The organism is Arthrobacter sp. K5 (genome assembly GCF_040448525.1).
GTDB classification, from domain to species: Bacteria; Actinomycetota; Actinomycetes; order Actinomycetales; family Micrococcaceae; genus Arthrobacter; species Arthrobacter globiformis.
In genome coordinates this window covers 1,613,442-1,633,327 of sequence record NZ_CP159279.1, presented here as the reverse complement: position 1 = coordinate 1,633,327, position 19,886 = coordinate 1,613,442, and the positions used below count along the sequence as shown (strand labels likewise).

The window sequence follows — 19,886 nt, the reverse complement described above, 5'->3', positions numbered from 1 at the left end:
CGCGGCTAGTAGGCTGAGACGCAGTCTTTAGTCATGCGGTCCTTACGGGGGGTAAGGGATGAATGATCGTCGCATCGTTGTCGTCATCGACAGGGATGAGGAAGTCCGGTCCTTGTTGCGGGCTACGCTCCAAGAGGCCGGATTCGCGGTGCACTGCGCTACCACCGGCGAATCCGGGGTGGCGCTGGTGCGTGCCAAGCAGCCTGACACCGTCACGCTGGACCTGGTGCTTCCGGACACCGACGGCTACGACGTGCTGCGGCGCATCCGCGAGTTCAGCCACACGTACATCCTGATCATCACTGCGCGGAGTGACCTGCGGACCACCCTGAAGGGGTTCGACGCCGGGGCTGATGACTACATGGTCAAGCCCATCCGGCCTCGGGAGCTCCGGGCCCGCGTTGACGGCATGCTGCGAAGGCCCCGGCAGCTGACGGTCCCGCCGATCGTGACCCCGCGGGAACCACCGCTGGTGTCGCCTCGGCTGCGGACCTTCGCCACGGCAACGGCGACGGCGAAGACTGTGCAGGCACCGGACCCGGCCCAGGGACCTACGGCTGTCCGGGACCTTGCGGCAACGGGCTGTGCACCCGCCCGCGGCTATGAGCGCAGTTACGAGCACAAGGGGCTGGAGCTCGACTGCGCAACGCGGGCGGCCACCCTCGGAGGGCGCGCGCTGCAGCTGACCCGGACCGAGTTCGACCTGCTGCACATCCTGCTGCAGCGCGGCAGCGGCGTGGTCACCAAGGCGGAACTCGTCGGACTTCTGGGCCTCGTGAAGCGGGAAACTGACAACCCGGAAGTCGCGCCGGCCGGGGTACGGGACCCCGGCCGGATCATCGAGACCCACATAGGCAACCTGCGCCGCAAGCTGGGGGACGACGCGAGGAAACCGCGCTGGCTCAAGACGGTTCGCGGGGCTGGCTACACACTCGCGTAGCGGAATGCGTTGCTCTTTGCGTAGCGCAAAGCCGCGCGCCTCCGGTGCGCCCCTCTAAACGGGGGACACGCCGGGAATCAAACGGGGGACACGCCGGAAAGTTACAAGAAAATAACAAGGCGCCAGGCGCACAGTTGGAACATGAAATCACTTACAAGCGACGACGTCGTCGCAGTCCGTGGCGTTCTCACCGATACGCATCCGGTTGATTTCTACGCGCTAGGCGTCGCGGGGGCGATTGACCGTTTGGCCCTCCCGCTGCGCGAGCGCGGGATCACCGTGCACCTCGAGGCGCCCCATCATGGAATGGAAGTGGACAGGAAGTCCGCCACGCTGCTTTACCGGGCGGCGCAGGAGCTCCTGAGCAACATCCATAAATACGCCGACGCGTCCTCCGTGACAGTCCGGCTGTGCTGCGTCTGCCGCTCCGGCGACAACCACGCTGTCCAGCTCCGCGTGACCGACGACGGGAGCGGCTTCGACGTTGAGGCCGCCACGCACGGCAGGCACTCGGGCATGGGGCTGCGGCTCATGCGTCTGGCCGTCAGTTCAGCCGGCGGCCGGATGACAATGGAGTCGTCTCCTTCGGCGGGAACCTGCGTCACCGTGAACCTGCCGCTGGATTAGCACCTCACAAGGTTGGCGGGCCTTTCTACGCTGCAGTTGATGATGATGCCCAATCGGGCCAAGGATCCATGGGCAGTGGTGGTTCCGGGTCCGTGAGGGCGTCGGGGCCGACGAAACTGTCAGGGCCGATGACGCCCTCGGGATTGGCGGAGCCCACGAAGCCGGCGGCGGCGTCGGGCCAGTCGGGAGGTTCAGAGCAGTCTGGTGGTTCTGGGATGTCGGGAGGTTCAGAGCAGTCTGGTGGTTCTGGGATGTCGGGCGGTTCAGGCCAGGCCGGAGGCCCAGTGATCTCGGGCTCGGGGAAGCCGTTGGGAAGATCCTGCCATTCCGGTCGGCCTGGCATGGCCGGCGGCTCCGGCCAGTCGTGGCCGGGCGGCGGTTCCGGCCAGGTGGGTGGTTCCCAGTCCTGTTGTTCCGCTGGGTAGGACCGTCCCGCGGGTGAGATCCAGCCGGGCGGGCTCTCGCGGGTGGCATCGACCGGTCTCCACGCCGACGTGTGTTTCAGGCGGTGGTGCTTGGGGCAGGGCTGGCCCAGGTTGGTGATCCCGGTGGTCCCGCCGTCGGCCCAAGCCAGGATGTGGTCGGCGTCGTTGTCCAGGGAATGGTTGTTGCAGCTGGGGAACGTGCAGCGCGCGTCTCGGAGCCGGAGCCAGTGGCGCATCGGCTTCGTCAATCGGTAGCTGGTGCGTCCGATCTCCAGCGGTGCCCCGTCCCGAGGGTCGGTCAGGACCCGCAGGAAGGACGTGCAGCCGTCGGCGACGAGCCGGCGGGCCATGGACGGGGGGATCGGCCCGTACCCGTCCAGGATGGCCGGTTCCTCCGTCTGTCCGAGCAGCGAGAACACCGGAACCGTGACCAGGACCTGCGCCCGCGGGGACGGCACATGACCGGGAGGCGCTGAACCAGCGGATAGGGCGTCTGCCGGCAGGGAGCCAGCCGGCGCTCCGTCAACCCCAGGGGTCGGGTCCAGCAGCCATCCGGCGGCCACATCAGCCCGGAGCTGGGTCAGGGTCCGTGTTTCGGCAGGTCCCTGCAGGGCGCGGGCGGCGGCAGTGGTGCGGTCCCAGATCCCGGCGGCCTGGTCCGCGGGCAGGTACGCCGAGAGCCAGGCCATGCCGTCCCGGTCCGGGGCATACTCCAGCCGCCGGTCCTTCGCACACTTGCGGTGGCGGGCCTCGATACTCACCGGATGATGCCGTTCCCGCCAGGCACGTGCCCTGGCCCGAAACCTTGATGGAGTCAGCTCCCCGGCGGGGCAGCCGCGCGCCGGGCAGGGGGCATCGGGCTCCAGGAAGTGGGCTTCCAAGGCCGCGGCGGCTTCGGGATCGAGCCCGTCCGTTTCATCACACACCACCCGCGCATGCTGTAACGACAGCGTTCCTGACCCCATCCCGGCCAACGTCAACGGCAGGTCCGTGGTCAGCGTGGCGGATTCGGACAGAAACCGCGCAGCCGACCCTTCACTCACGGTCAGCGCACACGCCACCGACGCAGTCACGGACATCCGCAGGACAGATCGCTCCTGCGGCGACGCGTCCGGCGGCGTCATCGCCTCCTCCGCCTCAGCGAAACCGGCAGCGAGGTGCACCTTCACGGCCGCCAGCCGGGCCTCCATCCCGGCCACACCTGCCAGCCCGTCCAGGCACGCATCCGCCTGGTCCCGCAGCGGATCCGCGCCATCCGGCTGTGGATCCGCGCCATCCGGCTGTGGATCCGCGCCATCCGGCTGTGGATCCGCTCTGTCCGGTTGCGGATCTGCGCCCGTCGGGTCCGTGTCCGCGTCACCCGGCTGCGGGTCCGCGTCCGCCGTGCCCGGATCAGCCGCCCGGCGAAGCGCAGCAGCCAGCGAAAGAGCGGAGGCGCCGATGGCGTCCAACGTCTTCACAACTGCCGCCTGATCCATACCCACAGCATGCCACCGGCCTGTGACAGAAACGACCCTGCCCCGGGTCGTTGTGGAAAACCGGTCGTTGTGGAATTCCAAATCGTTGTGGAAAACCGGATCTGCCTTGAAACCGGATCTGCCTTAAACTCGCGTCAGGACCCGGGGGTTCCTTCGGCCGGCAGCGTGAGAGTGAAGGTTGTGCCGGCACCGGGCTTGCTCTCACAGGAGATGGCACCGCCGTGCCGCTCCACGATGGTCTTGGTGATGGACAGCCCGAGCCCAACACCGGGAATGGCCGCCTGGCGTGCGGCCTGGCTGCGGAAGAAGCGGGTGAAGACGCGCGATGTCTCCTCTTCGCTGATGCCCATGCCGGTGTCCTGGACCTTCAGCTGAACCCAGGAGTCCCTGCGCCGGGCACTCACGGTGACTTTGCCGCCGTCGGGAGAGTATTTGATGGCATTGGACACCAGGTTGTCCAGAGCCTGGCCGATGCGGAGCGGGTCGGCGTGCGCCCAGAGGGGCGCCGGTACGTCGGTGGTGAGGGAGACGTTGCTGGCGTCCGCCTGCGCCTGGACGGAGCCGATGCTGTTCTCGATCAAGCCGGCCAGATCCGTCCGGCGGGGATACACAGCCAGGACAGCGGACGCCGACACCAGAAGCTCGGATACGAGGGAGAGCAGCCGCTCGGCATTGCGCTGCACCACTTCCAGCCGGTGCACGGAATCAGGGGACAGGCGGTCCGCTGCATCCAGCACCAGGTCCACATTGCCCAGCACGGACATCAGCGGACTGCGGAATTCGTGCGAAACGTTGGATATCAGCTCTTCCTTGGCGGAGAGGGCTTCCACCAGACCCGTGACGTCACTGTAGACGATGACCGCCCCGCTGAACCCGCCGTCGTCGTTCTTGATGATTCGCGCAGCGGTGGAGACGGCCCTCTGCGTTGATCCCTCGCCCAGCCACACCAGGTAGTCCGCGAAAGTCTCGCCGGCAACGGCCCGGCGGATCGGGCGCTTATCCAGCGGAAGCGGGGTCACCCGGTCCTGGCCGAACATGAGCTGCTCGGCTTCCAGCGGCTGCTCCATTCCGACGGGTGCCGCCGCCTGTCGGAACGTTTTTTGCTGGTCGTTAACCAGCACCTTCTGGCCCTGGGCATCCACGGCCACGATGCCCACATCCGTGGTGTCGAGAATGGTTTTGAGCAGCCGTTCGCGGTTCCTGCTTTCAAGTAGCAGTTCGCGGAGCTCGGCATCCTTCTTCTCCAGCCTCTGGCGCTGCAGCCGCACATTGGCGCCGGCGAACCTGATTGCCACCGAGACCGCCACCATCATTAGCGGAAGCAGAATTGCCGTGGCAATGTCCGAAGGTGAAATTCTGGGAAACTTTAGGACCAGTGACGGAATGCCGATGAGGAGCGGGCCGAAAAAGCTCAGGAATACGGTGGTTCGCGGGTAGGCTTCGGAGCTGGAAAGCCAGATCACCGGAAATATTGCCAGGACGCCCAGCCCGGCCACCGCAGGAACGGCACCGTTGCGGGCCAGTCCGATCAACACCAGGTCGAGTATCGGAATTACCAGATATGCGTTGGGCGGTAGCCGTTCCCAAGGCACCAGAAAGCAGGCGAGAAACATCGCCACCATCAGGACGATGGACGCGATAAAAACACCGCTCTGGATCAGCGTTGGCCATACTGCGGGGGCGGCGATCGCCAGGGCGGCAAGAATGACCGTCACCGGAAGCTGGCAGAGGGCCACCTGGATGCGGGGCTGCAGCCGGCGGAAGAATCGGTCCGTGTCGTGGACCAGCACCTGCTCACCCAATGCTGCTGCGTCCGGTACTCGCCTGCGCTGCCGAATTCCCGGGCCACTCGTGGTTAAACGAAGACATGAAGCCCATTATGCACATCTATTCTTCGGTAATTGGAGGGGACGGCGCTGCTGTCCGTTGTGCGTCTAAAAGATATCGGCAATTTTCGGTCTTTCGGCTGCTCTACGTTGTAGCGTAGGTAATCTGGTAGCGCTTACCGCATTGCGCTGGGCTGTGCGGTGGTTTTACCTGGATAGAGGTAGTGGTGGGCGATCTTGGTGTTGCCGTGGTTATCGAGGACGATGTCGACGTTCGGAATCTCCTCGACGCGGTTTTGCAGCAGGCCGGTTTTGAGGTGCACTCGGCAGGGACCGGCCGTGACGGGGTTGATGTGGCCAGGCAGCGCCAGGCAAACGTGATAACCCTCGACGTCGGTCTTCCGGACATTGACGGGTTCGAGGTCCTTCGCCGCATTCGGCAGTTCAGCGATGCTTACGTGGTGATGCTCACCGGCCGCAACGAGGAGCTGGACACCATCACCGCGCTGCAGGGCGGTGCTGACGACTACATCGTCAAGCCCTTCCGGCCACGCGAACTGCGGGCCCGCATCTCGGCCATGCTGCGCCGGCCCAGGGTTGCTTCCGGTGAGGTCGCATCCTCGTCTGTTGCGGAGTCCGGGTCGCTTGGCCCATCCGGTTCCTCCGGTTCACGCCGGGGCCGCGTGCTGCTCCACAACGGGCTGGCTCTCGACACCGAAACCCGGACCGTGGCCCTGCGCGGCACGCCCCTGGGGCTGACCCGGAGCGAATTCGACCTGCTGCATGAGCTCTTGAAAGGAACGGGCGCCGTGCGCACCCGGGCTGACCTGGTGCGTGTGGTGCGGGGCGAGTACTACGGCGAGGACACCTACATCAGCGAAGCGGACGAGCGGGCCGTTGAGGTGCACATCGGCAACCTGCGCCGTAAGCTCCGGGAGGACCCGCAGGATCCCCGGTGGCTGGTGACGGTGCGCGGCGTTGGCTACCGGTTGGCGCCGAAACGGGCGGAGTAGGTTTCAGGCCTCCGGCGGGAGGTAACCCACCTTCAGGCCGCTGACCGTTTGTTCGCCGGTTAGCGCCACGAATGGCAGCAGTCGGCGTACAGCGGGCAGGTCGCCGCACTTGACGAGGCGTTCCAGCTGCACCGCCAGCTGGGCCAGCCGTGCGGCGCCAACCATCAGTGCTGAGTTCTTCAGGCTGAGGACGGCGTCCATGGCGGCCTCGGCGTCGTCGTCTGCGATTGACGCTTCAAGGTAAGTCCGGCGCTTGTCCCAGATCCTGATGTAGTCCCGGGCGAAGTTGTGCGCCACCCCGGTACTGCCCATGTCTTCTTCAAGTTCGTGAAGTACATCGAGGTCGAGGACGGGCAAGGTGGCACTCTCCGATTCGTTGTGAGCCCTGCCATCAGGGGCGCCGGACGCCGGGAAGCAGACGCCGTGGGCGCTGCTGTCGGCTGCTCCGGAACCTGAAATGGACATGACTTAAGGCTACTTTCTGAGGTTGGGAAAACCCTGATTGAGCTTGGATCCTGTGGAAACCCTGCGGGTACCTTGTGGTGGGGAGAACCCTGCGGAATTCTCCACCTTACTGGTTGGCGAAGGTCTCGATGGTGTTGATGACGGCAGGGCCCAGGATGGCAATGAAGAGGACCGGAAAGATGAAGAACAGGAGCGGAAACAGGATCATCACGGGCAGCTTCATGGCCTTTTCCTCGGCACGCTGGCGGCGCTTCACCCGCATCACCTTGGCCTGGACCCGCAGTACCCGGCTGATGGCAATGCCGTACGTGTCCGCCTGGACTACAGCCTGCACAAAGCTCCGCAGTTCCGGGATGTTGGTCCGTTCGGCCAGCGCGAGGTAGGACTCGCGGCGGCTCCGGCCCACCTGCATGTCCTGCAGGGTGCGGACCAGCTCCTCAGCGAGGGGTCCCTTCCCGTTCTCGCCGGCGCGGGACATGGCACCTTCGAAGCCGAGTCCCGCCTCGACAGAAATCAGCATCTGGTCGAGGGTATTGGCGAGCTCGAGCTGCATGGCCTTCTGGCGTTCCTGGCCCTTGCTGTAGAGCATCAGGTCCGGGATGAAGTACCCCAGGAACAGAACAAAGATGCCCACGAGCTTCATGATCGGCGTCGTCCCGATCGAGCTGATGTACAGCCCAAGGAGGCCGCCGGTCAGCCCTAGCGCCGGTTTCGCCGCCAGCAGCCTGCCAAGCGGCATGGACGCCGGGCGGCCGGCCAAAGCGAGCAGCCTGTCGAGCTTGTGTACGTAGCCGGCAGGGGTGAGACGGTAGCCGATCTTTTCGACCAGACCACTGTTGGGCTTCTTCTCCGCTTCCGCCCGGTGGATGCCCCGGGACAGGAGTGCGCGGGCGTTCGCCTCTCCTCTCCGGTCAACGGAGAGCAAGGACCACGCCAGGTAGGCGAGCGGAAGGCAGATGAGGAGCAACGCAAGGATGATGAGGGGACTCATGGCGGCCTTAGAATTTCAGGTTGATGATCTTGCGCATCCACAGACCGCCGACGGTCATGAGGATGATGGAGGCCACAATCATGATCCAGCCCAACGGATTGGTGAACATCTTGTTCATATACCCGGGATTGACCAGCGAGAGCATCACAACAATGCCTACGGGCAAGGCCATCAGGATATAGGCGGAGAACTTGCCCTCGGCCGCTAGTGCTTTGATATGGCCCTTGATCTCGCTGCGCTCGCGGATGGTCTCGTTCACCTGGTCGAGCACTTCTGCCAGGTTCCCGCCTACCTCGCGGTTGATCTGGATGGCCTGGGATATCCAGACGAAGTCCTCGCTCTTCATGCGGTCGGCAGTGTCGTTGAGCGACACCAGCAGGTCGCGCCCCAGGCTGGTCTCGGAGACGATACGGCGCATTTCTTCCGACGTCGGTGCTTGGGATTCGTTGGCGGCTGCGTCGATGGCGCGCAGGATGCTGTGGCCCGCCCGGAGGCTGCCAGACAGCAACTGCAGGGTATCGCCCAACTGCTCATCGAACTTGCCTCGCCTCTTGCCTGCCAGGAAGCCCAGCACCAGATGCCCTACGAAGGGGGCCGCAATGACCAGCAGGATCGCCAGCAGCGGCCCGGCGACGACGAGCCCAACGAGGGCTCCGACGAAAGCGCCCACGAGGATCAGCAGGATAAACTCGGCCTGGCTGAGCCGGAGGCCGGCGTTCTCCAGAGTTTCGCGGTTGAAGTAGCGGAGGTTCCGCTTGGCGAGAACGCGGTCGATGGACTGGACCACATTGCCGGCGAAGCGGGTGAGTTGAGAGTCCGCTTCCGTGCGGAAAGGACGACGCCGGTCCAGCGGCACCGTGGGCGTGCGCGGAATCAGCACCGCAACGCCGCCCAGCACCACCGAGGCAACTACAAGGACAACGCCCAGTGCCACGATCATCGGTCAGTACCTTTCTGAGGGAATTGGGGGCGCTCCAAAGACACCGGCCGAGACGTGAATGCCGAGGTCTTCAAAGCGGTCGATGAACCGAGGGCGGATGCCGGTGGGAACAGGCTTGCCCAGGAACTTTCCGTGCTGGTCGACTCCGGCCGAGTAGTCGAAGACGAAGGCGTCCTGGAGGGTGACGATGTCGCCCTCCATGCCCTGTACCTCCGTCACATGAGTGATGCGCCGGGTGCCATCCCGGAGCCGCGAGATCTGGACGATGAGGTTCACGGCAGAGGCGATCTGCTCGCGGATGGCGCGCAGCGGCAGGTCCATTCCCGCCATGAGGACCAGAGTCTCCAGACGGGCGATGGCATCGCGCGGTGAGTTGGAGTGCACGGTGGACAGGGAGCCGTCGTGGCCGGTGTTCATCGCTTGGAGCATGTCCAGGGATTCCCCGCCGCGGACCTCACCCACCACAATCCGGTCCGGACGCATACGCAGGGAGTTGCGGAGCAGTTCGCGGATGGTGACTTCACCTTTGCCCTCCGTGTTCGGCGGACGGCTCTCCAGCCGGACCACGTGTTCCTGCTGGATCTGGAGCTCCACAGCGTCCTCGATGGTCACGATGCGCTCGTCAGACGGAAGGAAGGAGGACAGGACGTTGAGCAGGGTTGTCTTGCCGGTACCCGTACCGCCGGAAACGATGATGTTGAGCTTGGCCTTGACGCAGGCGTTGAGCAGCTCAGCCATTTCCGGGGTGAGCGTCCCGAAATCGATGAGGTTCTGGACCGTAAGGGGTACCTTGCTGAATTTACGGATGGTCAGCGAGGAACCGCCGACGGCGAGCGGCGGGATGACGGCGTTGACACGGGAGCCGTCCTCCAGGCGCGCGTCGACCAGCGGTGAAGACTCATCAATGCGCCGGCCCACCTTCGACACGATGCGCTCGATCACCTTACGGAGGTGTTCTTCCGAGCTGAACCGCGAATCCGTCAGCGTCAGTGTTCCCTTGCGCTCCACATAGATCTGGTCCATCCGGTTCACCATGATTTCAGTGACGGCGGGGTCATCAAGGAGCCGCTGGAGCGGACCGTAACCGAGCACGTCGTCGGCAACGTCCGCAACAAGGCGCGTCCGCTCGTCCGCGGTCAATGGCACCTGTTCGGCGTCGATGATGCGGATGAGCTCTTCGCGGGCGGTCCTGCGGAGCTCCTGTTCCGTCAGGGTTGAATCGTTGAACCGCCCGCCCATGCGTTCAAACAGCGCCGTTGCGGCACGTTGCTTCAGGGCAGCAAAAACGTCCACCGGCTGCTGGGCCTTGGTTTTGAACGGCTCCGTCTGCGCTGTTCCGGCACCCTGGACTGCTGCGGCTTGCGCAGCCAGTCGGCGGACCTGAGCTGGCGTGCTTGGAGCACTGGCAACCGGCTTTGCGGGCTCGTCCACGGCACCCGGAGTGGGCGCAGCTGCCGCAGTGCGCGTGGTTTCGGCGGGCGACGTTGTTTGATCCTGAGCAGCCGCCGCTTGGGCAGCGGCCTCAGCTGCACGCCGTGCCGCACGTGTCTGGTAGGCGGCCACACCAGAGATAGGCCGGGAAGCAGTGCTGCTTATCGACGGCGCAACTGCGGTCTGAACCGGGGCTGGGGCAGCCCGCATGAGCACGGTTTCGGAAGCGACCTGCACAGCCGGGGCATGCATCGGCACAGGCGGAACATGCAACGGGGCACCGGGAACTTCAGACCTGAGCTGTGCGGCCTGGATGCGTTCGGAGAGTTTCATCTAGACCACCACCCGACGGTGGCTGTTCCGCTGCTCTTTCATGCGGGCGGCTGGGCCCAAACGGTCCACGAGCTGGCTGAGGCCTTTGGCGGCCGGATCCTTCTTAGCATCGAGCAATACCGGCACGCCGCGGTTGGTGGACAGGGCCACTGCCCGGGAACGGGGGACGCTGACATCCACGGGAGCTCCGATGGTGGACTCGATGTCCTGCACGGTGAGGCCGCATTTTGAGTCAGCCATGTTCAGGACCACGTGCCTGCCTTCCGGGAGGATCTCCAGCTGGCGCAGGATGTCCATGCCCGAACGGAGTCCGCGGACGCTGGGGATGTCCATGGCGCTGACCCAGACGACGTCCGTGCAGGCCTCCATCGCGGCCAGCCCGATTTCGGGCAGGCCGGGCGCCGTGTCCACCACGACGTACTGGAACTCCTCGGCCAACTGTTCGAGCAGACGCGTGACCTGCTCCGGCGTGATGTAGTCGGCCTCGACGGGGCTGACCGGCGCACACAATGCATAGATGCTGGCAGGGTGAACGGTGAGGAACGCTTTCAGCACCAAAGTGTCCTGGCTGGCAGCAGGAGAGACGGCGTCAGTGACCGTGTGCTCCGGATTCAGGTACAGGCCGGATGCCACATCGCCGAACTGCAGATCGAGGTCCACAAGCACCACACTCATGGGGGCCAGCTTTCCCAAACCAACGGCCAGGTTGGTGGCAATGGTCGTCTTGCCCACGCCGCCCTTGGGGGAGAAGACCCCGACAACCGCGCCCTTGTGGTTTTCCACGTGGCCTTGCTGGTCGGGCCGGTGGCGGCTGGCAAAGGACTGGCATGCGCGCTCCAGCAGCACCCGCAGCTGATTGGGATCGGCAGAGGGGCTGAGGACGTCCCGGACGCCTGCCCGCATGGCCTGCAGGATCAGTGTGGGGTCCGGTTCGCTGACCAGGAGCACCATCAAGCCGGGAACCTGTACATCGAGCACCGTAGCTAGGCGAAGTGCCTCTTCGATGGGCAGGTCCGGACCCAGAATAAGGACCTCCGGCTGTTCTTGGTTCAGCTGGGCGAACAGATCGTAGGGGCCAGCGGGAAGAATGTTGGTAAGGAAGGTCTGAACCCCGCCCTGGAGCCCGCCGGCCACGGCCTGCCGCAGCCGCCCGTCAAAGTCCGCGTTCGGAGTGATGAGGACGAAACGGCTCACTTGTACACCTCACTCCGCTGGATGATCCGGGGACCGCTGTCCTTGGCGTTGGTGGGCTCCTTGCTGAGCCACATCTTGGCGTATTCGGCAGCGAAGACAATCTTTGCCGCGTCCACGTCGCTGACAGCGACAGTCAGCATGAGGGAGCCGGTCGGAAGGGTGGTGTCCTGCGTATCGGCAGCGTTGGGATCCGCGCTCGCCGTCGGCGCCGCCTGCGCCGTGGCTGCCGGCTCGGGTGCGCGCTGCACAGCCGTGACCAGTGCCTTGCGGACGGTCAGCTTCGTTGTCTCGGCATCGGGCTTGTCATCCTGTCCACCTTTATCGAGGTTGACGAAGACGCCCACGTGGTCGCCGGGAGCCAGCCGTCCACCGACGACGCGATCCGGTTCGAGCTGGAAGGAAACTTCCTGCAGGCCAGCCGGAATTTGTACGGATCCTGAGACTTTGACGTCTTCGGGAGCCACCAGACGCTCGGTAACCAGCTGCTCGCCGGGAACCAGGTCCACGGCCGCGACTTTGCCTTTGGAAGCATCCAGCGACTTCAGCGACGACCCCGTCACTGCAGATGCAGGCACCTGTTCAGTGACCAGGGAAGCAGCCATGGACTCAACAGGAGTGCCGGCAGGAATCGCAGACTTGACGACGAGCACGTCAACAGGCTCGAGGTCTTTGACGGCACGCTGGTCTGCCCCCTGGGCGTAGGAGATAACCAGCATGGCGCCCACGAGGGCGAGAACTACCGCTGCCGCGCCTGCCAACAACCGAGACTTCACGAACTGCTCCTGAGGATCATTAATTCAATGGACTGCAGCACTGCAGAGGATTAGCTGGTCAGTTCGACGACAGTGGCACCGTTGGGGCTGACCGGGCCCAACTTGTAGCCGTCGGCCAGGGAAACGTACTTGACGAACTTGCCGATAATGCCGCGGCAGTTGCCTTGGCATTTAAGGCCCGGGGTTGCCGCGTTGTTATAGACCATGGGCAGTTTGTCTGCACCACTGAAAGCCCAGCCCTGAACGCTGAAGGCGACAAAGCTCGTCAGGTGATAGGCGCCTCCGGACCCCGTTCCCGTCGCGTCGTCGTAGACCGGGAGCAGGACTATGACAGGCCGGCCGGCTGCAAGGTCGCTGGCCCACATGTTCAGGATGGCGTCACAGTTTGACGGGCCATCGTTACCTGTATCGCTTCCACTTTGGTTGATGGCCAGATTCACTAGGCCGCCGCACTGTCCGGTGGCTTGGAGTGTCCAGGCAAAGCCACCCGGTACAGTCTTGCCGGCCGGACCCAGCGGGCAGTCTGCGTTGGCGTCGGCGGAGTGGTTCTGGAGCAGCTGGGCCGTCCCGCCTACCATGCCGGAGACCTGGCAGATCGAGAATGCCAACGGGAAAATGGTAGGTCCTTCGATAGGGCTGCCCCACCTAACACTGGAACTCGCTTTTACCTCGGCGCTCGGAATACCCAGGACACCGGCGAAAAACAGTGACACGGAATTCGCAGACGCACCGGATTCCTTGGCCCCAGCAGTTACCGTCACCGTGCGGTTTGTCTTATCTAGAGCAATGGACTTTACTTTGCTCAACCCGTCGATGGCGTTCTTATTCGCGAGTTCAGTGGCCAGTGGAGAGGTAGCGGAACATTCGGTGTCAGCATCATTCTTGGCACATTTTTGCGCCATCATGAGAGCGGCGGCATCCGAACCGTTCTGCAGCTGTGCCCGTTCTGTGTAAAGTTTGGCAACGTCGATGGCAAGCGCGGCAAAGCCGAGCATCACCACCATGAGCACGGCCACGATAACTGCAATTCCCCCGCGCTCCCGGTCGGTCGGGCATGCTAGCCGCCGCACAGCATGGTTCCTTTCCCTGACATAGCAAACGGGCCGGCGATCCCGGTCATCGTGCTGAGGTTGTAGCTGATAGTTACTGTCATCTGAGAGCCGATAGTGCAGGTAGCTGAGCTAAACGTGATGTTTCCATCAGCAAGGGCAGGGTTTAGCTGCCCGACGGCGGTCTTGGCAGCCGCCCTCGCGGTGGCCTGACTGTTATTGATTGCCATAGAACGAACGCCTTCGCGGGCGGCGTTGGTCAAGGTGGTTTGCACGTTATAAGCCCGCCCGAACTCCATGATGCCTAGGAGCAGCATGACGAGGACAGGCGCCAGAATCGCAAACTCGACCGCAACGGCTCCCCGCTCGGATGCCCTGGGCATTGTGGCACCTTTCGCAAAAGACAGATAGAAGAGGGTTACAGTCCAAGTGGCGGCGGCTGGGGTGCCGCCGCCACTTTGCTGGTTGATGTGCCCATGCACATCGGAGTGCGGAGTCGGGAGTTACGGGGCGCAGGTTCCGCCAGCTGACGTGGTGTTAGTCTGCTCGATTGCCGTCCAAGTGCCGCCGCCAACCTGGCACTTTACTTGCTGGAACATGGTGTTCAGCGAGCCGCCGAGCAGAGTCACGGCAACGATGATGACAACTGCGATGAGCGCGACCATGATGCCGTATTCGACGGCGGTGGCGCCCTTTTCGTCGCGACGGACACGGGCAGCAGCGTTAGAGAAGAAAGCAAGCATTTTTTACTCCTGAGCGAGTGTTGGAAAGCTGGTCCATCACCAGCTCTGAAAAAAAGTTAGCAACGGATTTCCGCCTCAAGGCCGGTCTTTGCAACATCCTGAGTCAACCCTGACCAACCTGCGCGTTTCCTGCGCGAGCATTGAGCCAACCTTGCATTTTGGTGCGGGCTGCACAGCAGAAAGCGCACATGAGAAGGACCCCTCGGGCAGGGGGGAAGCCCGAAGGGTCCAGTCTCAATAGGCGGTTCCGGCACTTATCGTCGGGAGCCGCCGTCGTCCATTCAATGGACGGATTCAATAAAGCTGGCCAGTAAACCCCTCCTAACCCGTGAATAGCGAAACAATGCTCATCACCGTCGGCCCGAGGACCACGATGAACAGCGTGGGCAGGATGAAGAAGATCAGCGGGAACAGCATCTTCACCGGCATCTTCATGGCGTGCTCCTCGGCGCGCTGCTTCCGCTTGATGCGCATATCCTCCGCCTGCGTTTTCAGAACGCCGGCAATGGCAACGCCGTACGCATCCGCCTGGACCACGGCCCGGATGAAGCTGCGGACGTCCGGCACATCAACCCGCTCTGCCATGGCGAGGTAGGCGTCTTTCCGTGACCGGCCCACTTGGATGTCCTGGAGGGTGCGGATCAGCTCCTCTGCCATTGGGCCTTTGCCGCTGGTGCCGGCGCGTCCCATCGCCGCTTCGAACCCGAGGCCGGCCTGGACAGAGATGAGCATGTGGTCCAGGGCGACCGGCAGCTCCAGCCGGATGGCTTCCCGCCGCTTCTGTGCACGATTGCGTACCAGCAGGTCAGGAGTGAAGTAGCAGAGCGCCGTCAGCCCGACCATGACGAGGAACCGTTGGGCCGACGGGCCGCCGGCAAAGAACAGGTAGCCGCCCACGGCGCCCGCAAGGGCGAGCAGCGGCTTGACCATGATGAGCCGGGCCAACGGCCAGTCCTTGGGCCGGCCGGCACCCGCGAGTTGCCTATCCAGCCACGCGACGTAGCCCTTCGGCATGATGCGCTGGCTGGCCAGGGTCAGCTTCTCGTTGATGCTGAGCGCCGGGCCCTTGGCCTTGGAGACCCGGCCGAGGTTTGCCTGGATGTTGCGGAGCCCCGCCCGGTCGCCGGTGAAGACGAACCATGTCATGACTGTCACGGGTGCGACCACTGCCAGGATCGCCGCATAAGCCACAGGCTGCATGATGACCACCTTCTTTCTAGAACTTGGGTTTGATGATCCGGCTGAGCCAGAAGCCGCCTGCGGTGAGCAGCACGACTGCCGCGGCAATCATGAGATAGCCAGGCAGCGTGGCGGTGAAGACCCGGGAGTAGAGGTCGTTGAACGTTGTGAGGCCAACGAACATCACGACCGGAAGAGCCATGAGCACGATCGCCGATATCCGGCCTTCAGCGCTCAGGGCCCGGATCTGGCCGCGGACCTGGTTGCGGTCGCGGACGGTGGCGCCAAGATGGTCCAGCACCTCCGCGAGGTCACCGCCCACCTCGCGGTGGATTTCGATGGCCTGCGAGATGGACAGGAAGTCCTCGCTCCGGGTGCGCCTGGCCACGTCCGCAAGTGACTCGCCGAGATCCCGGCCGATCCTGGTCTCGTTGACTATCCGGCCCAATTCCTCGGACATGGGCGGCTGACTTTCCTGCCCAGCCGCGTCCACGGCGCGGAGCAGGCTGTGGCCGGCCCGCAGGCCGCCGGAGAACATTTGCAGAGTGTCCGGAACCTGCTGGTCAAACTGCCGACGGCGGCGTCCAGCCAGAGCGTTCAGCAACAGGTGCAGTCCCAAGGGGGTTAGCAGAGTCAGGAGCACAGAGGCGAAGACGCCACCGAGGAAGAAGCCGACGACGGCGACCGTCAGGGTGGTCACCCCCGCCATGATCAGGTAATCGCCCGGTTCCTTCTTGAGCCCGCATTCATCCAAACGGTCCTGGGTAAGCAAGCCCGTTCCGCGACTCTTGAGACCCTTGTTGAGCGCACCCACGGCCTGGTCGGTCAGTCTGGTCAGGTGCGAGGTCTGCGTTGGGACATCAGGCCGGCGACGGGACATTGGAAGGCTCGAGTTCGGCCTGAGGGCCACGCCGAAGATCAGGAAGATGGCGAGGTACAGCAGGACCAGCGCCACCACGAAAATCGCGGAGTCGCGTGGCACTGTCACCGCCCCCTTGGCGGCGTAACGCCGATGAGGGATGCCCCGAAGACAGCCGGCGAGACCTCGATGCCAAGCTCGGCGAACCGGTCGGTAAACCGTGGCCGGACGCCCGTCGGGACGGGCTTCCCGAGGAAGCGTCCGTTGGCGTCCATGCCTGCCGAATAGTCGAACACGAAGGCGTCTTGCAACGTGACGATGTCGCCCTCCATGCCCTGCACCTCGGTGATGTGCGTGACGCGGCGTGAACCGTCGCGCAACCGGGTGATGTGCACCACCAGGTTGACGGCGGAGGCCAGTTGTTCACGCACGGCCCGCAGCGGAAGGTCCATTCCTGCCATGAGGACCAGGGTCTCCAGGCGGGCAATTGCGTCCCTCGGTGAGTTGGCGTGCACAGTGGAGATGGAACCGTCATGGCCGGTGTTCATGGCCTGCAGCATGTCGAGGCACTCGCCGCCGCGGACCTCACCAACCACTATCCTGTCCGGCCGCATGCGGAGCGAGTTACGGACCAAGTCCCGGATGGAAACCTCGCCTTTGCCCTCGATGTTCTGCGGGCGGCTTTCGAGCCGGATAACGTGCTCCTGCTGGAGCTGGAGCTCGACGGCGTCTTCAATGGTCACGATCCTGTCCTCCGGGGGGATGAACCCCGACAGCACATTCAGGAGGGTGGTCTTGCCCGTGCCGGTGCCGCCGGAAACGATGATGTTCAGCCGCGCCAGCACGCACGCGTGCAGGAGTTCTGCCATCTCGGGGGAGAGGCTGCCGAGGGAAATGAGATCGTGGACGGTCAGCGCTTCACGGCCGAATTTCCGGATGGTCAGGGCCGGCCCGTTGACGGCCAGCGGAGGGATGATGGCGTTAACACGTGAGCCGTCCGCGAGCCGTGCGTCCACCAGAGGCGAAGACTCGTCTATGCGGCGGCCCACCTTCGAAACGATGCGGTCGATCACCCGGCGAAGCGCTTCATCCGAGGTGAACTTCGTGTCCGTAGGCAAGATGCGGCCTTGCCGCTCCACATAGACCTGGTCATAGCGGTTCACCATCACTTCCGTGATGGACGGGTCGTCTAGGAAGCGCTGGATGGGTCCATGGCCCAGGACGTCATCGATGATGTCCCGAATGAGCCGCTGCCGCTCCGGGCCGGACAGCGGAACCTGCTCCTCGTCCACGACGATTTTCAGTTCGTCCCGGACAAACTGGTGAAGTTCCTCGTCCTCGAGCGTAGAGTCGGTGAGCCGTGAACCCAGCCGTTCAAAGAGCGTCTGCGTTGCCCGCTCCTTGAGGGCATTCAGGGCTTCGCTGGCAACGGAGGCGGCGGCTGGCATTTCCAGTGCTGCCGTGGCGCTCGCCGCCGAGCCCGCGGCCTGTTCCTCGTGCTTCTTGCCGAGGGTGGCGGCCGTTGGCTTGGGCTTGAAGACGTCTGCGGGCTGTGGCTTCCCGGGGCCGGGCTTGGGCTCGCCCCGGAGGTTCTGGAACCGGTCTGTGAGGTTCACTGGACTACCGCCCTTCTGTGCAGCTTTTTGTGGGGTCTTTCGTCCCAATTCGGTTTGAAGCGCTCCACCAGCTGGCGGAGCCCTTTGGCGGCCGAGTCCCGGCTGCCGTCTTGGAGGATGGGCACTCCCTTGTTAGTGGAGAAGGGCAGCGTCCTGGAGCGGGGGAGCGCAACATCCACCGGGGAGCCGATGGTGGCTTCGATGTCCTGCAGCGTGAGGCCCGCCCGGCGGTCCGTCATATTCAGCACCACGTGCCGCTTTTCCGGGAGGAGGCCGAGTTCGGCGAGGATCTGGAAGCCCGTCCTGAGGCCCCGGATACTGGGAATGTCCATGCCGCAGATCCAGACGGCATCGGTGGCCTGCTCCAGCGTCGCGAGGACGTGCTCGCCCAGGCCCGGTGCCGTGTCCACCACGATGTAGTGGAACTCCTCGCGCAGCTGGTTCAGGAGCTGGCTGACCTGTTCACCGGAAATTCGGTCCATCTCGACAGGATTCTTAGGCGCACAAAGAGCATAGATCCCGGCGGGGTGGACGGTGAGGTACGCCTTGAGGACCATGGAGTCCTGGCTGGCGGCGCCCACGACGGCATCGGTGATGGTGTGCTCCGGATCCAACATCAGGCCGCTGGCAACATCTCCGAACTGCAGGTCCAGATCAACGATCACCACACTCATCGGGGCGGCTTTGCCAAGGCCGACGGCGAGATTGGTTGCCACCGTGGTCTTGCCAACCCCGCCTTTGGGGGACATGACCGCGATGACCCGTCCGCCCTCGCCGTGGTCGGCGTGCTCCGAGGCGCCCGGGGCCAAGCCGCGACGGCGGCCCGCCGCCGCGAGGCTGGCCCGCTCCAGCAGGACGCGGATAGCGTCCGGGTCGGCGGCCGGATCGAGCAGGTCCCGTACTCCTGAACGCATGGCCTGGAGTACGACTTCCTTCGTTTCCGGCACCACTAAAACCACGCTGATCTCCGGATACTGGAGGTCCATGACCGATGCCAGCTTTAGCGAGCCATCGACCGGCAGGCCCGGTCCGAGGATCAGCACCTCAGGCGGCTCACCGACGAGCTGCCGGAGGAAATCCTGCGGACTCTCGGGAAGGTAGTCCGCCTGGAACACCCGCAGCGACCCGTGCATGCCGGACACGGCCAGCTGCATTCGGCGTTCGAACTCGGCTTCCGGGGTGATGAGGACGAAGCGGCTCATCGGAACAGCCTTCCGGTGTTCACTACGCCGGATGTGCCCTCCACCGCGGTCGCCGGTTCCTTCGAGAGGTAAACGCTGCCGAACTCGGTGGCGAAGATGATCCGCTCAGCGTCGGAGGAGTTGCGGGCCACAGTAATGAGGTAGGTGTCATCCGAGTTAGAGGACTTCTTTGAGTTCAGTGAACCCTTCGAAGAGTCCTCCTCGGTTACGGTGTCTTGGGATTTTGCAGTGCTGCCGTTGCTGAACTGGGCCGCCGTGACCAGAACCTTGTGAAAGGTCAGCTGGGTTTGGCCCGACTTTGCAGCGGTGTCGTCCACGGACAGGAAGACACCAACGGTGTCGCCTGCTGCCAGGGTGCCGCCAACAACCCGCTCGATGGGAAGCTTCAGCGTGATCTCCTGCATGCCCGCGGGAACCGGTACTCGGGCCGGCCCGAGGATGGAATTGGCGTCCACCATGCGGGTGGTGAGGAGCTGCTCGCCGGGCATCAGGTCCACGGCGGCGACTTTCTGGCCAACCTGGTTCAGATCGGTCACGGCGCCTGCAGCTACGGCCAGTTTGGGTACTTCTTTGCGAACGACGGCGCCGGCAGCCTTATCGATTCCTGTACCGGCCGATATGGTTTTCTCCACCACATAGACGGATTCGGTTTCAGTGTCGGCCAGGGCGCGCTTATCCGCATTCTGCACGTAATTGGCCAAAAGAACTGTCCCGATGATTGCCACCAAAAGCGCAGCAATACCTCCCACTAAACGAGCTTTCACTGGATTCCCCTTAAAGAAATGTCTATTTCGATTGTCTT

19 protein-coding genes are annotated in these 19,886 nt (G+C 64.0%); 3 read left to right on the top strand and 16 right to left on the bottom strand.

Annotation, left to right across the window (positions count from 1 at the left end; genetic code table 11):
* The first annotated feature begins 58 nt into the window (after positions 1-58).
* Both ABRP34_RS07305 and ABRP34_RS07300 read left to right on the top strand, forming a co-directional pair.
* Complete coding sequence (locus tag ABRP34_RS07305) at positions 59-940, top strand: response regulator transcription factor (RefSeq protein ID WP_353712734.1); 882 nt, start codon at positions 59-61, stop codon at positions 938-940.
* A gap of 141 nt (positions 941-1,081) precedes the next feature.
* Positions 1,082-1,567: an ATP-binding protein gene (locus ABRP34_RS07300; RefSeq protein WP_353712733.1), complete on the top strand. Its 486-nt coding sequence runs from the start codon at positions 1,082-1,084 to the stop codon at positions 1,565-1,567.
* Positions 1,568-1,592: 25 nt separating this feature from the next.
* On the opposite strand, the gene ABRP34_RS07295 is transcribed toward ABRP34_RS07300, so the two are convergent.
* Positions 1,593-3,470 carry a DUF222 domain-containing protein gene (locus tag ABRP34_RS07295; RefSeq protein ID WP_353712732.1) on the bottom strand — a complete coding sequence of 626 codons (1,878 nt, stop codon included), beginning with the start codon at positions 3,468-3,470 and terminating at the stop codon, positions 1,593-1,595.
* A 134-nt stretch (positions 3,471-3,604) separates the two neighbouring features.
* Positions 3,605-5,272, bottom strand: a complete 1,668-nt coding sequence (locus ABRP34_RS07290; RefSeq protein WP_353712731.1) for a HAMP domain-containing sensor histidine kinase — start codon at positions 5,270-5,272, stop codon at positions 3,605-3,607.
* 251 nt (positions 5,273-5,523) lie between these two features.
* On the opposite strand from ABRP34_RS07290, the gene ABRP34_RS07285 reads away from it, so the two are divergent.
* A complete protein-coding gene (locus ABRP34_RS07285; protein WP_043419282.1) occupies positions 5,524-6,309 on the top strand; it encodes a response regulator transcription factor in 786 nt (261 codons plus the stop codon).
* Positions 6,310-6,312: 3 nt separating this feature from the next.
* On the opposite strand, the gene ABRP34_RS07280 is transcribed toward ABRP34_RS07285, so the two are convergent.
* From ABRP34_RS07280 to ABRP34_RS07215, 14 genes are all read right to left on the bottom strand, one after another.
* On the bottom strand, positions 6,313-6,774 hold the full coding sequence (locus ABRP34_RS07280; RefSeq protein ID WP_353712730.1) for an Hpt domain-containing protein: 462 nt from the start codon (positions 6,772-6,774) through the stop codon (positions 6,313-6,315).
* Positions 6,775-6,880: 106 nt separating this feature from the next.
* Positions 6,881-7,765, bottom strand: coding sequence for a type II secretion system F family protein (locus ABRP34_RS07275; RefSeq protein WP_353712729.1), 885 nt, complete (start codon positions 7,763-7,765; stop codon positions 6,881-6,883).
* A gap of 7 nt (positions 7,766-7,772) precedes the next feature.
* A complete protein-coding gene (locus tag ABRP34_RS07270; RefSeq protein ID WP_353712728.1) occupies positions 7,773-8,705 on the bottom strand; it encodes a type II secretion system F family protein in 933 nt (310 codons plus the stop codon).
* Between the two features lie 3 nt (positions 8,706-8,708).
* Positions 8,709-9,998 carry a CpaF family protein gene (locus tag ABRP34_RS07265; RefSeq protein WP_353713328.1) on the bottom strand — a complete coding sequence of 430 codons (1,290 nt, stop codon included), beginning with the start codon at positions 9,996-9,998 and terminating at the stop codon, positions 8,709-8,711.
* 471 nt (positions 9,999-10,469) lie between these two features.
* Complete coding sequence (locus ABRP34_RS07260; protein ID WP_353712727.1) at positions 10,470-11,663, bottom strand: AAA family ATPase; 1,194 nt, start codon at positions 11,661-11,663, stop codon at positions 10,470-10,472.
* Positions 11,660-12,436, bottom strand: coding sequence for a Flp pilus assembly protein CpaB (cpaB, locus tag ABRP34_RS07255; RefSeq protein WP_353712726.1), 777 nt, complete (start codon positions 12,434-12,436; stop codon positions 11,660-11,662). The genes ABRP34_RS07260 and cpaB overlap by 4 nt, the downstream gene beginning before the upstream one ends.
* Before the next feature lie 50 nt (positions 12,437-12,486).
* Entirely contained in the window at positions 12,487-13,452 is a 966-nt protein-coding gene (locus ABRP34_RS07250; protein WP_353712725.1) for a pilus assembly protein TadG-related protein, read from the bottom strand.
* A gap of 41 nt (positions 13,453-13,493) precedes the next feature.
* A complete protein-coding gene (locus ABRP34_RS07245; protein ID WP_353712724.1) occupies positions 13,494-13,868 on the bottom strand; it encodes a TadE/TadG family type IV pilus assembly protein in 375 nt (124 codons plus the stop codon).
* A 120-nt stretch (positions 13,869-13,988) separates the two neighbouring features.
* Positions 13,989-14,228, bottom strand: a complete 240-nt coding sequence (locus ABRP34_RS07240) for a Flp family type IVb pilin (RefSeq protein WP_353712723.1) — start codon at positions 14,226-14,228, stop codon at positions 13,989-13,991.
* A gap of 321 nt (positions 14,229-14,549) precedes the next feature.
* Positions 14,550-15,428: a type II secretion system F family protein gene (locus ABRP34_RS07235; RefSeq protein ID WP_353712722.1), complete on the bottom strand. Its 879-nt coding sequence runs from the start codon at positions 15,426-15,428 to the stop codon at positions 14,550-14,552.
* A gap of 16 nt (positions 15,429-15,444) precedes the next feature.
* On the bottom strand, positions 15,445-16,389 hold the full coding sequence (locus tag ABRP34_RS07230) for a type II secretion system F family protein (RefSeq protein ID WP_353712721.1): 945 nt from the start codon (positions 16,387-16,389) through the stop codon (positions 15,445-15,447).
* Between the two features lie 2 nt (positions 16,390-16,391).
* Positions 16,392-17,714, bottom strand: a complete 1,323-nt coding sequence (locus tag ABRP34_RS07225; RefSeq protein ID WP_353713327.1) for a CpaF family protein — start codon at positions 17,712-17,714, stop codon at positions 16,392-16,394.
* Positions 17,715-17,878: 164 nt separating this feature from the next.
* On the bottom strand, positions 17,879-19,084 hold the full coding sequence (locus ABRP34_RS07220; RefSeq protein WP_353712720.1) for an AAA family ATPase: 1,206 nt from the start codon (positions 19,082-19,084) through the stop codon (positions 17,879-17,881).
* Positions 19,081-19,848, bottom strand: coding sequence for an RcpC/CpaB family pilus assembly protein (locus ABRP34_RS07215; RefSeq protein WP_353712719.1), 768 nt, complete (start codon positions 19,846-19,848; stop codon positions 19,081-19,083). Before ABRP34_RS07215 ends, ABRP34_RS07220 begins: the two co-directional genes overlap by 4 nt.
* Between the last annotated feature and the right edge of the window lie 38 nt (positions 19,849-19,886).

Coding starts and splice junctions, on each gene's coding strand:
- ABRP34_RS07300 (WP_353712733.1), top strand. CDS start 1,082: ATGAAATCACTTACAAGCGACGACGTCGTCGCAGTCCGTGGCGTTCTC.
- ABRP34_RS07225 (WP_353713327.1), bottom strand. CDS start 17,714: ATGCCAGCCGCCGCCTCCGTTGCCAGCGAAGCCCTGAATGCCCTCAAG.
- ABRP34_RS07220 (WP_353712720.1), bottom strand. CDS start 19,084: ATGAGCCGCTTCGTCCTCATCACCCCGGAAGCCGAGTTCGAACGCCGA.
- ABRP34_RS07305 (WP_353712734.1), top strand. CDS start 59: ATGAATGATCGTCGCATCGTTGTCGTCATCGACAGGGATGAGGAAGTC.
- ABRP34_RS07245 (WP_353712724.1), bottom strand. CDS start 13,868: ATGCCCAGGGCATCCGAGCGGGGAGCCGTTGCGGTCGAGTTTGCGATT.
- ABRP34_RS07235 (WP_353712722.1), bottom strand. CDS start 15,428: ATGCAGCCTGTGGCTTATGCGGCGATCCTGGCAGTGGTCGCACCCGTG.
- ABRP34_RS07275 (WP_353712729.1), bottom strand. CDS start 7,765: ATGAGTCCCCTCATCATCCTTGCGTTGCTCCTCATCTGCCTTCCGCTC.
- ABRP34_RS07295 (WP_353712732.1), bottom strand. CDS start 3,470: ATGGATCAGGCGGCAGTTGTGAAGACGTTGGACGCCATCGGCGCCTCC.
- ABRP34_RS07280 (WP_353712730.1), bottom strand. CDS start 6,774: ATGTCCATTTCAGGTTCCGGAGCAGCCGACAGCAGCGCCCACGGCGTC.
- ABRP34_RS07270 (WP_353712728.1), bottom strand. CDS start 8,705: ATGATCGTGGCACTGGGCGTTGTCCTTGTAGTTGCCTCGGTGGTGCTG.
- ABRP34_RS07240 (WP_353712723.1), bottom strand. CDS start 14,228: ATGCTTGCTTTCTTCTCTAACGCTGCTGCCCGTGTCCGTCGCGACGAA.